Genomic DNA, 14206 nt, shown 5'->3' on the forward strand with positions numbered 1-14206 from the left:
CTCTTAAATCGTGTTAACCACCAGGGGCAGAAGGCCCCTAGCTGATATCTGCTGCTTTGATCCGGTCGACTACCCGGGATGCCAGGTCATCAGGACGGAATTTGGCAAGGAAGTCATCAGCACCGACTTTCTTGACCATCGCCTGATTGAATACCCCCGACAACGAAGTATGCAGGATGATATGAAGCTTTTGCATGCGCGGGTCGTTGCGGATCTCGGCCGTGAGGGTGTACCCGTCCATTTCCGGCATCTCGATGTCGGAAATCATCATCAGGAACTCTTCTTCCGGCTTTTTCCCTTCATCGACCAGCTTTTTCAGATAGTCCAGCGCTTGTTTGCCATCGTTCAACGCCACCACTTCGACACCGACCGTTTGCAGGCAACGGGTCACCTGTTTGCGTGCCACGGACGAGTCATCGACGGTCAAGACCTTCAAGGACAAGGCCTTGTGCTGGGTTTCGACATCGACCACACCGACCGAAATTGCTTCCGGCGTCGGCGCCACTTCCGCGAGGACTTTCTCGACGTCGATGATTTCGACTAACTGATTGTCGACCCGAGTCACAGCCGTCAGGTAGTGATCGCGCCCCGTGCCCTTGGGTGGCGGATGAATCTCTTCCCAGTTCATGTTGACGATGCGCTCCACCGAGCGCACCAGGAACCCCTGGGTCTTGGTGTTGTACTCGGTGATGATCACGAACGGATTGCTTTGATCTTTCAGCGCGCCGGAGCCGGTCGCCATGGCCAGATCAAGAATCGGAATGGTCGCCCCCCGGATATTTGCCACACCGCACACGACAGGACTGGATTTTGGCATCAGCGTGAGTTTTGGGCATTGCAGCACTTCCCGAACCTTGAACACGTTGATCCCATAGAGCTGCTGGCCGTCGAGACGGAACAACAGCAGCTCCAGGCGATTCTGCCCTACCAGTTGCGTGCGCTGGTTTACCGCATCCATTACACCAGCCATGCACAGACTCCTACACCAACGCTTAAGTGTGTTGCGACGCACGTTCATTGCTAAACGGCACGGCGCTTGCTTTTTAACTCTTATGAACACAGAACCGACATTTTTCCGACGCCTGACATCAAACGCTCGCCAAGTGCTTTGCGCGATGTCGGCCGTCTGCCTGTTCAACGCTGGCAGCCCTGCCCTTGCTGACGCAGTTACCTTGCCTGACATGCTTATCGGCGTCACTCAGGGCTTTCTTGAGTTCACCGTAGAAGACTATTTGGCGACCAGTCAAACCGAAGGTCGTTATGAGATCGAGGTCAAGCAGCTCGATCCGCGCCTGCGAATGCCCATGTGCGACAAGGAATTGACAGCCACTTTGGAGAGCCCGGCGATCCCGATTGGTCGGGTCACGGTCAAGGTTCGTTGCGACAGCACCTCACCCTGGACAGTCTTCGTGCCCGCTCAAGTTCGCCTGTTTCGCGACGTCGTCACCACCACCCGACCGCTCAAGCGCGCCGGCTTTATCGAGCCGGGCGATGTCATGCTGCGCGAACGCGACATCAGCCTGATCGGTCAGGGCTACTTCACCTCGACGGATCAGGCGATCGGGCAGAAACTTACCCGACCAACGGTCGCCGATCAGGTGCTGACGCTGGTCCATCTCGAACAGGCCGAAGTCATTTCCAAAGGCGATCAGGTCGTGATTACTGCCCGCAGTGGTACGCTCAGCGTGCGCATGCCGGGCGAAGCCCTGTCCAATGGCGGGTTGCGTGAACAGATCCGGGTAAAAAACCTCAACTCCCAACGGGTCATCAAGGCGCAGGTCATGGCGCCGGGCCAGGTGGAAGTGGCCATGTAGAAATTCTGCCCTTGCGAAAACATGGCGCTGGCCGTGGCTGTTCCCTAAACTGTGCCTCACGCAGGAAATGCGCTGGCGCATGCAGGCTCGTTGATAAATGGGCCTAAAGTTTTTGCAGGGAGAGCCGAAAACATGGCAAGCGTCCAAATTCCCAGAGGTTTTTTATCATGGTCATCGATTTCAGCCGTTTGAACAGTTCCTCGTCACTGACCGGCAGTACGCGTACCAGCGCCAACAAGGACACTGCCGAAGCCGGCAAATCCGCGCCGCTGAATACCCCGGCCGAACAGGCCAGTACCGCCAAAAGCGGGGAATCGGTACACCTCAGCAATGAGGCTCAACAGTTGCAGAAGGTCACTGACAAGCTGCGCGATCAGCCTGCCGTCGACAATGCCCGCGTGGCCGAGTTGAAAGCAGCGATTGCCGATGGCAGCTATAAAGTCGACAGCAACCGTGTAGCCAGCAAACTGCTCAACTTCGAAGCCCAGCGCTAGGCCCCCGGCCTGCGCCAGGCTTTTGGACGCTTAAACCCCAAGGCCAGCCATGCACGACACTAATTTACTGCAACTGATCATCGACGACTTTGCTCCAGCGCAACACTTGCTGGAGTTACTGCAAACCGAGTCCCTCGCCTTGCATGGTCGCGACATGCCACTGCTCGAAGACATTCTGGCGCGCAAACAGGCAATGATCATTCTGCTCGAACAGCATGGCCGCAAGCGCAGCGAAGTCCTCGCCAGCCTCAATCTGCCCACCAATCGCAAGGGGCTGGAGCAACTCGCCAGCCAATCCAGCGTCGGTGACCAGTTACTTGCGCAAAGCGATGCCCTGACCGACCTTCTGGCGCAGTGCCAGGCCATCAATGTCAATAATGGTCAGTCGATCCTGGTCCAGCAGGCCGCCACGGCCAATCAGCTGAAGATCCTCACCGGCGGCGAACCACCCGCGCTTTACGATGCCCGCGGATCAACCGCCAAGCTAGCGAAGCCGCGCCCGCTCAGTCAGGCATGAACCTGTTGATGAGTTCGCACTTTCAAGACGCGTCACATGCTGGCAGTATGCTGGCCATGCGCTGTCACATTTTGTCCGGAGAACGATGAACCGTGTCCAATGCCTTAACCGCGGAAGATGCTCCGCAGCCACCCAAGGTGCTCTCCACGCCCATGGAGATCGCGGGTAACCTGCGGCAGCTGCAAGAAAGCCATGACCCGCTGATCATTACGTTCCACGAACGTAACCAGCGCTTCCAGAGCTATCTGGTTGAGGTTGACCGGGACAACAACACGATTGCCCTGGACGAAATGGTGCCCCGCGATGGCGAGCGCTATCTGCTGGCGGGCGAGTCGTTTCGGGTCGAAGGCTTCCACGACGGCGTGCGCATCGCCTGGGAAAGCAACGGCCCGCTGAGCATCGACGAATTCAGCGACACCCGCTGCTATCGCGGCAAACTGCCTGACGAAGTCGTCTACCACCAGCGCCGCAACGCCTTCCGGGCTGCATTGAAACTGGCGCAATTGGTCAACGTCGAACTGGGCGGTGAAAAGCTCAAGTTCCCGGTCAGCGGCAAGCTGCTGGATATTTCCGCCACCGGCTGCAAGCTGCGCTTTGACGGCGACATCACCGGCCGACTGCAACTGGGCCAGGTCTACGACCGCTTCGTCGCCGACCTGCCCTTCGGCAGCATGACCACCCCGGTTGAGCTGCGTTATCTGCACTTCGAAGAAAGGATCTCCACCACCTTCGCCGGCATCCGCTTTCACAACATGAGCGGGCTGGTGCAGCGTCAGGTCGAGCGCTTCGTGTATCAGCTGCAGCGTGAAGCACGGCGCTTCGACAAAGACGATCTCTGATACAACGCTTCAACAAAAAACGGGCAGTCCCTTGCGGTGACTGCCCGTTTTTTTATGCCGCAACTATCAGGGTCTGGCTTCCGTGAAGCTTTGTTCGCGACCGGCGTCCGGGTCTTCCGGTGGCGTCGGCTCTCCTTCCAGTTCCACCTCCGGCTCCGGTCCCGGCTCCGCTTCCGGATGGGGCGGGCTGTGCATCTGCTCTTGAACGATCTGCTCGTCGACACGCGGGTCAAGGCACACCACCAGCGGCGAACTCGACATGCTGTCCGGCATGGCCACGTGATGCAGCGGCGCATCGTCGACCTGATGCAGGTTGGTAACTGCTTTCGGACGGATCCGCCACACCAGCACCATCGCGAAGAAACTGAAAAACGCATAGAGCATGTGGCTGCCGAACAGCTTCATCAGCACCCCGGCGACCAGCGGCCCGATACTGGCGCCGACACCGTAGGTCACCAGCAGCATCGCCGTCAGCGAGACCCGGCGATCACCTTCGACGTGGTCATTGGAGAACGCCACTGCCAACGGATACAGGCAGAACTGCACCAGCGAACAGAGGAACCCGGAGATGAACAACACCTCCAGCGGCACCTTCTGCAGAATCGCCAGCGGCAGCGCGGCCAGCGCCAGGCTGAAGGCAAAACAGCGGATCAACAGCGCCCGGTCATAACGATCAGACAGCCAACCCAGCGGCCACTGCACCAGCAGGCCGGCAAAAATGCAGCTACCCATGAACAGACCGACCTGCTCGGTGGACAGTCCCTGCTGGGACGCATACAACGGCGCCAGACCGTAGAACGAGCCGACGATCAGCCCTGCTCCCAATACCGTGCTCAACGATTGCGGTACGCGCTTGATGAAGAAGCGCGGCTCCATCGGCGCGGGGTGCAACGGCGCCGGGTGAATCCGTCGAGTCAGGGCCACCGGCACCAGGCACAGGGCGAAGCACAGCGCGACCAGCATCAGCAGCTCCAGGCCCAGGCCTGGGTGCATGACCAGAATCAGCTGACCCAGCACCAACCCCAGATAGGAAGCGATCATGTAGCCACTGAAGACCATGCCGCGTTGCTTGGCATCGGCCTGCTCGTTGAGCCAGCTCTCGATGACCATGTACTGGCACATCATGCCCAGGCCGACGATCACCCGCAGGAACAGCCAGGCCGGCAGCCAGTCGATCAATCCATGACCGAGCACCGCCGCACCGACGATCCCGGCACACGCGGCATAGGCACGAATATGCCCGACCCGGGCGATCAGTCGGTGACCGATCTTGCCGCCCAGCACCAGGCCGAAATAGTTGGCCGCCATCAACGCACCGACCCACAAGCTGTCGACGTGATCGGCTGCCAGGCGCAAGGCCAGGTAAGTGCTTAACAGGCCCGAGCCGATCAACATCATCAGCGAGGCGAAATACAGCGCTCGAAAGGATTTCCAGATTTGGCGCATCGGCGTTCCGAGCGGCTCCTTGCAGTGAAGATCAGGCTACCGAAACGATAGCCCGAAGACGACGAAGCGTCAGGCCTGAGCAGCTAAAACACGCCGTTCCCAGGGGGTAATTTCATCAAAGAAGCTGGTCAGCTCCATGGACTTCGAAGCGACGTAGCCTTCGATGAACTCAGTGCCAAACAGTTCCTTCGCCAATTGGCTACGTTTCAGACGCTCAAGAGCCGCATGCAAGGTACACGGCAACGAAAGATTATCCGGCACTTCGAATTCGCCCTGGATCGCCTCGCTGGGTTCCAATTCGTTCTCAATGCCATGCAACCCGGCGGCAAGGCTGGCGGCGATGGCCAGGTACGGGTTGGCGTCGGCTCCCGGCAAACGGTTCTCGACCCGACGAGCGACCGGCGAACTGGCCGGAATGCGCAACCCGGCGGCCCGATTGTCGTGGGACCAGCAGGCATTATTCGGCGACGCGTACGGATGGCACAAGCGCTGATACGAGTTGACGTTCGGTGCGAACAGCGCGGTGAAATCGGCCATGCCGGCCTGCTGGCCGCCGATAAAGTGACGGAAGGTCGCGGTCGGCTGACCGGCCTCATCGCTGAACACGTTACGCCCGGTGGCAATGTCGACGATGCTTTGGTGAATGTGCATCGAACTGCCCGGCGTGTGCGCCAGCGGCTTGGCCATGCAGACCACGGTCAGGCCATGCTTGAGCGCGACTTCCTTGAGCAGGTGCTTGAACAGCAAGGTCTGATCGGCCAGCAGCAGCGGATCACCGTGCAGCAGGTTGATCTCGAACTGGCTGACACCCATTTCGTGCATGAAGGTGTCGCGCGGCAGGCCCAGCGCCGCCATGCAGGCGTAGACCTCACTGAAGAACGGCCGCAAGCCGCTATTGGAACTGACACTGAATGCCGACTGACCGTCCTCGCGACGCCCGTCCAGGCCCAGCGGCGGCTGGAACGGTTGAGTCGGATCGGGGTTGGGCGCGAACACGAAAAATTCCAGCTCGGTCGCCACCACCGGCGCCAAGCCGCGCGCTGCGTAACGCGCGATCACTGACTTGAGTTGACCGCGGGTCGACAGGCTCGACGGTTCACCGCTCAATTCGTCCGCATCGCAAATGGCCAGTGCTCGTGGCTGCTGGCTCCAAGGCAGGCGATAGATGTGCGCAGGGTCCGGCACCAACGCGAGGTCGCCGTCATCACTGCCGTAAAAACGCGCGGGTGGATACCCGCCCATGATGCATTGCAGCAGCACACCCCGCGCCAACTGCAACCGACGTCCTTCGAGGAAACCCTCGGCCGTCATCACTTTGCCCCGGGGAACTCCATTCAGGTCCGGCGTGACACATTCAATCTCATCAATGCCCGCCAATCGCTGTGCGAGTGAACGATGGCCATCGGTTGTCATGACTCAGTCCTTTGTTGTGCGAGCCGCGAACGGCGACCCGTACAAAATAGGCTTCGCCTGTTCAGAATTTCAAGCAGCGCCACACAATAAAGAATGTTCAGGGCAGATAAAGGCTGAACATGCCGCCGCCCAACGGGCCGCCATTGCTGAGCCGGGTGCTGCCGCCGACACCATTGCGTTGATGCAACGCGGCAATCCGCCCGGCAAAGTACAGGCCCAGGCCGGTGCTACTGCTGCTGTAATTGATGCCCTGCACATAGTCCGCCTGAGACTCGATCATCTCCGCCGGGTAGCCCGCACCATCGTCGTTGATGGTCAGCACCAGTTGGCCGCCCTCGTCACTGACGCTGATCAGCAGCGACTCGCGCGCGTATCGTATGGCGTTATTGATGATGTTGCCGAGCACCGAGGCGACCAACTCGCGGTCGAAGAACCCCAGCGGGCTCAACGGGTCGACTTCATAAGTGGCGATAATGCCGCGACTGGCGAACACTTCTTGATGGCTGGCCAACTGCGCTTCGAGAAAGTCATCCAGATCATGGTAGGCCGGTTGCAACGGCAATTGATTGACGCCCAGTTTGTACAGGCCCAACAGCTGCACCAGCATGCCATTGAGGTGCGCGAACTCATACTCGATGACGCCCTGTTCCGGGCTGTGCAGCTGCGGGTCGGGCAAGCGCGCCAGCCAATGGCTGTGAGCCTGCATCAGCATGGCCAACGAGTTCTTCATGTCGTGCACGGTGGAGGCAATCACCGTGGAGAAATCCAATGCCGGGTTATCTTGGCTCATCCGCCGAACGCCTTGATTTTGAGTTTCTGATAGCGCGGATAACGCGCGTCCGTGTCGGGCATCAAGCCGACCATTTTCAGGCAGACCCGACATTCATCGATTTCCGCCGATGGCACACTGGTGTCGGTGCCGTGCAGCAGCGACTGCGCCATGTTCAGCGCGATACTGATGTTTTTCGGCTGCATCGCCAGCGCCCTGCGGAACACCGAGCGGGCTTCCACCAGATTGCCTGTCTTGTACACCCGCACACCCTCACGGTTCAGCTCGGCGGCGGCGTTGCTGGAGCTAAGGATCGTCGGGTCGTCGGTCAGTTTGGCGATACCCTTCATCACCACCGGATCGTCACCGTAGATTTCCGCGCAGTTCTTCAGCATCGAGGCGCCAGCGCTTGCCTGACCGAGCATTTGCAACTGCTTGGCCACCAGCAGCGCGGCCTCGGCACTCATGAATTGCTCCATGCCTTCGAGGCGCATCATCGCTTGCTCGGTGAGCTTCTCGGCCGTTTCACCGTCGTTGAGCAACAAACTGGTGGCTTTCATCAGGCGCGCACGAATCTGCAGGCCCGGATCAGACGGGTTCTCCTTGGCCACCAGGCTGAGGGTCGTGTTGATTTCCAGGCGGGTGCGGGTATCCAGGCCTTTCTCGCTGCCTTTGCTGATCAGGGCGTGGGCCAGGCCGAGGTTGCTTTCGGCATCCTTGAAACGCGACTGAGCCCCTTGGGACACCGCCTGGCGATACGCCCGGGAGGCGGTGTCGAAATCTTCGTTGGTCATTGCCAGTTTGCCCAGCAACGCTTGCCGGCGCACGGCCAGCGGCGACAGGCGAATGGCTTCTTCCAATACTTTCTGCGCGCCTTTGGTGTCGCCTTCGACCACCAGCACGTCGGCCATGCCGTCATACAGCGCCGGCATCATCGGAAACACTTTCAGGGCTTTTTCGTAGATGCCCTTGGCCTGGCTGACGTGGCCGCGCTTGAACAGCAACTGGCCCAACCCGGCAAACGCCCACGGCAACGGCCGATCAGCAATGATGCTGTCGTAGAGGCGTTCCAGCGCTTCGTTCTGATTCAAGTCGCGCAACGCGTCCGCGCGATAGCGCAGGCACAGCGGCGAATAACGGATGTCCTTCTTGCATAGCTCGATGCAGGCATTGAGCACTTCCAGCGGCTTGCCACGGTCGAGGGCTTGCAGGATCGGCTTGAGCAGGTTCTTGCGCTGCTCCAGTCGCTCCAGACGCTGAGCCAGGCCCGAGCGGTTGAACGGCTTGGTCAGGTAGGCATCCGGTTCATGCTCCAGCGCACTGAGCACCATGGCCTGGCTGGTTTCGGCGGTGACCATGACGAACACGCTTTCATGGCTGATCAGCTTCTCGATCATCAAGTCTTCGAGGACCTGCTGACCGTTCTTCTTGCCGTCGCCGAGGTGGAAATCCTGCAGGATGAAATCGTAGGCCTTCTGCGAACACATGCGCAGCGCCTGCTCGCCAGAGTCCGCGGTGTCCACGTCCTTGACGCCCAGCTCACGCAGCATGGACCTGACGGAACTGCGGAAATCCGAGAAATCATCGACGATCAGAAAACTCTTTTGGTGATACGACAGCATCGAAGATTTCCAGGCAGTTTTAAGAAGAAGAGCGTGACCGTTCGGGTTATCGGCCAAGAGTGCCGTTAGCTTGAGACTGAGTGGGTCCCAAGCGATGGCTAATTATTTGAAGGCACAAAAAAGCCCTGCCGGATGTGGGTCTCCGGCAGGGCTTTTTTAGTGTTTCTAACGCAGCAGATGCACTGCCAGGCCAACGAGTGCACAGGCCATCAGCACCTGAATGACGCCCCGCTTGAAGCGGAACAAGGCAATGGCCGCGGCGATCGCGATCAGTGCCGAGGGCCAGTCGAGTTGGCCGCTGAAACCCTTTGGCCACAATACGTGATAGCCGAAGAAGCACGCCAGATTGAGAATCACCCCCACGACGGCGGCCGTAATCGCGGTGAGTGGCGCGGTGAACTTGAGCTCGTTGTGGGTCGACTCGACCAATGGCCCGCCCGCGAGGATGAACAGGAATGAGGGCAGGAAGGTAAACCAGGTCACCAGGCAGGCAGCGACGGCTCCCGCGAGAAAAACATGGTCGCTGCCGAACACTTGAGCGACGTACGCCCCGACAAAACTGACGAAGGCCACGACCATGATCAACGGCCCCGGCGTGGTTTCACCCAGCGCCAGGCCATCGATCATTTGCGTAGGTGTCAGCCAGCCATAATGTCCGACCGCCCCTTGATAGACATAGGGAAGCACGGCATACGCACCGCCAAAGGTCAGCAGCGCAGCCTTGGTAAAGAACCAACCCATCTGGGTCAGTGTGCCGTCCCAGCCAAAGAGGATGGTCAAAATCCCCATTGGTAACGCCCATAAAGCGGCGCCGATCAGGGCCAGCATTGCCAATTTCGGCCAGCTGAACCGGGCATGTTCCGGGGATGGAGTGTCGTCATCGATCAAGGCCGGGCCAAAGGACTTTTTGGCAGCACCATGACCACCGGTCCTGAACTTCTCGGGCGCCAGGCGTCCGCCGACACAGCCGATCACTGCGGCCCCCAGAACGATCAGCGGGAACGGCACATTGAACGCAAAGATGGCGGTGAATGAAGCGGCTGCTATCGCCCAAAGCCAATTGTTTTTCAGTGCCCGAGAGCCGATCCGATGGGCCGCCTGCACGACAATGGCGGTCACGGCAGGCTTGATGCCATAGAAAAGCCCGGCCACCACCGGCACGTCACCGAAGGCGATGTACAGCCACGACAACCCGATCAGGATGAACAACGACGGCAGCACAAACAGCGCGCCGGCAATCACCCCGCCCCAGGTTCGATGCATCAGCCAGCCGATATAGGTGGCCAACTGCTGCGCCTCCGGCCCGGGGAGCAACATGCAGTAGTTGAGGGCATGCAGGAATCGGCGCTCGGATATCCAGCGCCGCCGTTCGACCAGCTCCTGGTGCATGATCGAGATCTGCCCGGCAGGCCCGCCGAAACTGATGAAGCCGAGTTTCAACCAGAACCAGAACGCTTCACGAAGACTGATTGCGTCCGGTCTGGACAGCTCTTCTTCAACCATTAGCGCCAAAGCCTCTGGAAACGAACAAGCAAGGAATGTGCGATGCGGGCACTGACAGAAACGGCGCATTGCGCAAGGCGCCGTGAAATAGATGGTGTCCCAGGGCAGGTTCGAACTGCCAACCTTCCCCTTAGGAGGGGGATGCTCTATCCAATTGAGCTACTGAGACACAAGTCGCCCGCACGAAATGCGGTGCGATGGACGGCGTGCATGTTAACGGGCAGGCCCGGATTTGTCATGTCGTCCGTAGGGCTTTTTAAGTGTAGGCAGGCGCCCCGCCGGGCTGTGGCTTTGTTTACCGTGCAAATTGCATCCTCTCAAAATGCCACCATTGCAATTTGCAATGCGGACACTTCAAAAGGATAAGTTAATTCTTTGTTTTTAAAGGATTTATTAGCCGTTAAACTGTTGGCACGCGGGCTGCTTCAGCTGTTCTCAAGAACAACAGAGGTGAGCCTCATGAACCGCGCCCTTTTACTCTCGAATGCGATCGCCCTGGCAGTCCTGGCGGGTTTTCATTTTGCGCCCGAGAACAGCGCGGTGCAGGTTGCTCAACGCATGCCGCATTACCTGCAACTGCAAAAGGCCCCGCAATTGGCGGTCTTGAGCGATCAGGGCGAGTTTATTCGCCAGGATGTGAGCCAGGAAGGCCCGGTATCGCAGGCGTCCGAACGCTTTGTATTTTGAATCACCCTATCAGGAGCACAGCATGTCCAAATCAGCCGCAGGATTTTTGATCCTTGCCTTACTGAGTGGCATTCTTCATTTGGCCTTGGTTCAAGAGGCGGTTGTCACCCTGCCGCTGATTGCCTGCGGCGTTTTCGCCGGGTTGTTTGTGTTGGCTTTGATTGCCGGGCGAAAAATCAAGTTCGATCCGGTGCTGCGTTAAGTTTCAGCAGACCGACGAGATGGGCAACGGTCACGGCGAGCTCGCCAGAGTTATCCAGTCGATGGACCGGCGCGTCGTCAGCCGCGAACTGCGTATTGCGGCCTAGCCTGGCGTCAATTTCCGCGAGACTCTCACGACCACGCCGCACCAGGCGTTCGCGCAACACTTCATCCTTGACGGTCAACAGTACCGGTACCAGATCGGGGTAACGCTGCAGCGCCTCGGCAATATGACCGCGAGAACCGTTGACCAATACATGCCGCCCCTCCTTGAGCCACTGATCGATCTGAATCGGTATCCCATAATCCAGACCATTGGCGTGCCACGACAGCGCGAATTCACCCGCATCTTGGAGCTGCAGAAATTCCTCGCGGGAGACGCCAACAGCATCCTCGCCCACTGACTCGGCCGAGCGCGTGATGACCCGGCGCACCACTTCGCAGTTCATCGACCGTAAAGGTTCACGAGCCGCTTCGATGAGGCTGTCTTTGCCGGATCCGGAAGGCCCCATCAGATAAATCAGCCTGCCATCCATCCTGAATCGTCCCCCAGAGCGAGTTCGCCCCTAGTAAATCGGCCATTTGCCACTATCCTGTATCAGACAAGGATCAAGGATCGAATCCGCATAGCATGCACCCTCAGACGTCTTCAGACATCACCTGCGGGAGCAAAGGACGCGGTCAGCAATGCGGCTCTGGGCAAACTTTTCCAACCAGTCCACATTTCTGACAAGGGGTGCTGGCATTAAGCCTTTACCCGGCTCAATATTTGTCACAGAATTGACGCCAATGATCTGGCTTCCTTGAGGCATGATGCGGGCCTCTTTCAATTCAGGTTGAACATTTGGCCAGTAAGCTTGTCCTACCAGACATCCTGCGGCCAATCCCGAGAACCGCTCCCCTGAACTAACCGGTTAAATATATGCGCCCATTGAAACAGGCAATTTATTCCAGCCGTACGGCTGACAAGTTCGTCGTACGTCTGCCAGACGGAATGCGTGAACGCATTGCCGAGGTGGCTCGCAATCATCATCGCAGCATGAACTCCGAAATCATTGCACGCCTGGAGCAGAGTCTTATTCAGGAAGGTGCACTGGGCGAAGAGTTGAGCATGCGCCTGGACAGCCCGGAGCTGTCATTGCACGAACGCGAACTGTTGCAACGTTTCCGTCAACTGTCCCACCGCCAGCAAAACGCCCTCGTTTCGCTGATCGCCCACGACGCTGAAATGGCCGCAGACGCGTCCTGATTCACCCCGAAAGCTCAAGCCAGCATAATAGCTGGCTTTTTTTTGCCTGAAATCTGGCCATAAAAAACCCGCCGCTTGGGCGGGTTTCTTAAAGTGGGTCAAGTCAGAGCAGGAAGATCGTCGCCAGTCCGAGGAAGATGAAGAACCCGCCGCTGTCGGTCATGGCAGTGATCATCACGCTCGCCCCCATCGCAGGGTCGCGTCCAAGCCGCGCCAAGGTCATCGGAATCAAAACCCCCATCAGGGCAGCCAGTAACAGATTGAGTGTCATGGCGGCCGTCATGACCACGCCGAGCGACCAACTGCCGTAAAGCAGATAGGCCACAACGCCAATCACCCCACCCCAGACCAGGCCATTGATCAAGCCGACCGCCAATTCCTTGCGCATCAGTCGCGAGGTATTACCGGTACTGACCTGATCCAGCGCCATGGCCCGAACGATCATGGTGATGGTCTGGTTACCGGAGTTGCCACCGATACCGGCCACGATCGGCATCAACGCCGCCAATGCGACCAGCTTTTCAATGGAGCCTTCAAACAGGCCGATCACGCGCGATGCAATAAACGCGGTAATCAGGTTCACCGCCAGCCAGGCCCAACGGTTGCGCAGGGATTTCCAGACTGACGCGAAAATATCTTCTTCTTCACGCAGACCCGCCATGTTGAGAACTTCGTTTTCGCTCTCTTCACGAATCAGGTCGACCATTTCATCGATGGTCAGACGGCCAATCAGCTTGCCGTTCTTGTCGACCACGGGGGCGGAGATCAAGTCGTAACGCTCGAACGCCTGAGCGGCGTCGTAGGCGTCCTCGTCCGGGTGAAAACTCACCGGGTCGCTGGCCATGACTTCCGAAACCTGTTTTTCCGGATCGTTGACCAGCAGACGCTTGATCGGCAGTACGCCTTTGAGCACGCCGTCGTAGTCGACAACAAACAGTTTGTCGGTGTGGCCGGGCAGCTCTTTGAGGCGACGCAGGTAACGCAGAACCACTTCGAGACTGACATCCTCACGGATGGTCACCATCTCGAAGTCCATCAACGCACCGACTTGCTCCTCGTCGTAGGACAACGCGGAGCGAACGCGCTCACGTTGTTGACCATCAAGGGTCTCCATCAGCTCGTGGACGACGTCTCGCGGCAGCTCGGAAGCCAGGTCAGCGAGTTCGTCGGCGTCCATGTCCTTGGCCGCAGCCAGGAGCTCGTGATCGTCCATGTCGGCGATCAGGGTTTCACGGACCGAGTCGGATACTTCGAGCAGGATGTCGCCGTCGCGATCAGCCTTGACCAATTGCCAAAGTGTCAGACGATCGTCCAGCGGCAGTGCTTCAAGGATGTAGGCAACGTCGGCGGAGTGCAGATCATCAAGCTTGCGTTGCAGCTCGACGAGGTTTTGCCGGTGAACCAGGTTCTCGACCCGGTCGTGGTGCGGACCTTCCTGGCGATGAGTCAGGTCTTCGACGACCCGCTGACGCTGCAACAGCTCAACAACTTGAGCGAGGCGGTCCTGCAGGCTTTCTTGCGTTTTCTTTACTTCAACTTCGGACATAGGCGAACTCCACTCCCAGCAGCGGGGCACGCCGGAAGGATCAATCAGTCAATTCATGATTGGTAAAACGGGGTACTGAGTAACTACTGGGTAAGTCCATGGAGGT

The 14206-nt window shown here is 58.7% G+C and carries 15 protein-coding genes and 1 tRNA gene; 7 read left to right on the forward strand and 9 right to left on the reverse strand.

The features are described from left to right. Positions 1–37: 37 nt before the first annotated feature. Positions 38–970: a chemotaxis protein CheV gene (locus ACWKV5_RS12070; RefSeq protein WP_140667425.1), complete on the reverse strand. Its 933-nt coding sequence runs from the start codon at positions 968–970 to the stop codon at positions 38–40. An 82-nt stretch (positions 971–1052) separates the two neighbouring features. Here ACWKV5_RS12070 and flgA point away from each other — a divergent pair, with 82 nt between their 5' ends. From flgA to ACWKV5_RS12090, 4 genes are all read left to right on the forward strand, one after another. Continuing rightward, positions 1053–1814, forward strand: coding sequence for a flagellar basal body P-ring formation chaperone FlgA (gene flgA, locus ACWKV5_RS12075; RefSeq protein WP_483841461.1), 762 nt, complete (start codon positions 1053–1055; stop codon positions 1812–1814). Positions 1815–1981: 167 nt separating this feature from the next. Further along, positions 1982–2308: a flagellar biosynthesis anti-sigma factor FlgM gene (gene flgM / locus ACWKV5_RS12080; RefSeq protein ID WP_027923951.1), complete on the forward strand. Its 327-nt coding sequence runs from the start codon at positions 1982–1984 to the stop codon at positions 2306–2308. Positions 2309–2357: 49 nt separating this feature from the next. After that, positions 2358–2825, forward strand: coding sequence for a flagella synthesis protein FlgN (locus ACWKV5_RS12085; RefSeq protein ID WP_483841429.1), 468 nt, complete (start codon positions 2358–2360; stop codon positions 2823–2825). A 92-nt stretch (positions 2826–2917) separates the two neighbouring features. Beyond that, the gene (locus tag ACWKV5_RS12090; RefSeq protein WP_483841430.1) at positions 2918–3664 is read left to right on the forward strand and encodes a flagellar brake protein; all 747 of its coding nucleotides are present in this window, start codon (positions 2918–2920) and stop codon (positions 3662–3664) included. Between the two features lie 66 nt (positions 3665–3730). Here ACWKV5_RS12090 and ACWKV5_RS12095 read toward each other — a convergent pair whose 3' ends face one another. The 6 genes from ACWKV5_RS12095 to ACWKV5_RS12120 form a co-directional block, all read right to left on the reverse strand. Then, complete coding sequence (locus ACWKV5_RS12095; protein ID WP_483841431.1) at positions 3731–5110, reverse strand: MFS transporter; 1380 nt, start codon at positions 5108–5110, stop codon at positions 3731–3733. A 69-nt stretch (positions 5111–5179) separates the two neighbouring features. Then, on the reverse strand, positions 5180–6421 hold the full coding sequence (locus ACWKV5_RS12100; protein ID WP_483841462.1) for a glutamine synthetase family protein: 1242 nt from the start codon (positions 6419–6421) through the stop codon (positions 5180–5182). Between the two features lie 199 nt (positions 6422–6620). Beyond that, positions 6621–7313 (reverse strand): sensor histidine kinase, encoded by a 693-nt coding sequence (locus tag ACWKV5_RS12105; RefSeq protein WP_483841432.1) that lies wholly within the window; start codon positions 7311–7313, stop codon positions 6621–6623. Next, positions 7310–8914, reverse strand: a complete 1605-nt coding sequence (locus ACWKV5_RS12110; RefSeq protein ID WP_483841433.1) for a response regulator — start codon at positions 8912–8914, stop codon at positions 7310–7312. The genes ACWKV5_RS12105 and ACWKV5_RS12110 overlap by 4 nt, the downstream gene beginning before the upstream one ends. A 165-nt stretch (positions 8915–9079) precedes the next feature. After that, positions 9080–10417: a chromate efflux transporter gene (gene chrA / locus ACWKV5_RS12115; protein WP_483841434.1), complete on the reverse strand. Its 1338-nt coding sequence runs from the start codon at positions 10415–10417 to the stop codon at positions 9080–9082. A gap of 92 nt (positions 10418–10509) precedes the next feature. Beyond that, a tRNA-Arg gene (locus ACWKV5_RS12120) sits at positions 10510–10586 on the reverse strand. A 290-nt stretch (positions 10587–10876) separates the two neighbouring features. Here ACWKV5_RS12120 and ACWKV5_RS12125 point away from each other — a divergent pair. Together ACWKV5_RS12125 and ACWKV5_RS12130 are read left to right on the forward strand one after the other, a co-directional pair. Beyond that, positions 10877–11104: a hypothetical protein gene (locus tag ACWKV5_RS12125; RefSeq protein ID WP_483841435.1), complete on the forward strand. Its 228-nt coding sequence runs from the start codon at positions 10877–10879 to the stop codon at positions 11102–11104. 22 nt (positions 11105–11126) lie between these two features. Next, positions 11127–11306 carry a PA3371 family protein gene (locus ACWKV5_RS12130; RefSeq protein ID WP_123432848.1) on the forward strand — a complete coding sequence of 60 codons (180 nt, stop codon included), beginning with the start codon at positions 11127–11129 and terminating at the stop codon, positions 11304–11306. Here ACWKV5_RS12130 and phnN read toward each other — a convergent pair. Further along, positions 11281–11841 (reverse strand): phosphonate metabolism protein/1,5-bisphosphokinase (PRPP-forming) PhnN, encoded by a 561-nt coding sequence (gene phnN, locus ACWKV5_RS12135; protein WP_483841436.1) that lies wholly within the window; start codon positions 11839–11841, stop codon positions 11281–11283. The two genes, ACWKV5_RS12130 and phnN, sit on opposite strands and share 26 nt — an antisense overlap. A gap of 386 nt (positions 11842–12227) precedes the next feature. On the opposite strand from phnN, the gene ACWKV5_RS12140 reads away from it, so the two are divergent. Continuing rightward, positions 12228–12554: an Arc family DNA-binding protein gene (locus ACWKV5_RS12140; protein ID WP_003178899.1), complete on the forward strand. Its 327-nt coding sequence runs from the start codon at positions 12228–12230 to the stop codon at positions 12552–12554. Between the two features lie 103 nt (positions 12555–12657). On the opposite strand, the gene mgtE is transcribed toward ACWKV5_RS12140, so the two are convergent. Beyond that, complete coding sequence (mgtE, locus tag ACWKV5_RS12145; protein ID WP_010457218.1) at positions 12658–14100, reverse strand: magnesium transporter; 1443 nt, start codon at positions 14098–14100, stop codon at positions 12658–12660. Positions 14101–14206 lie beyond the last annotated feature (106 nt).

The sequence above is a fragment of the Pseudomonas oplopanacis genome (assembly GCF_057128725.1).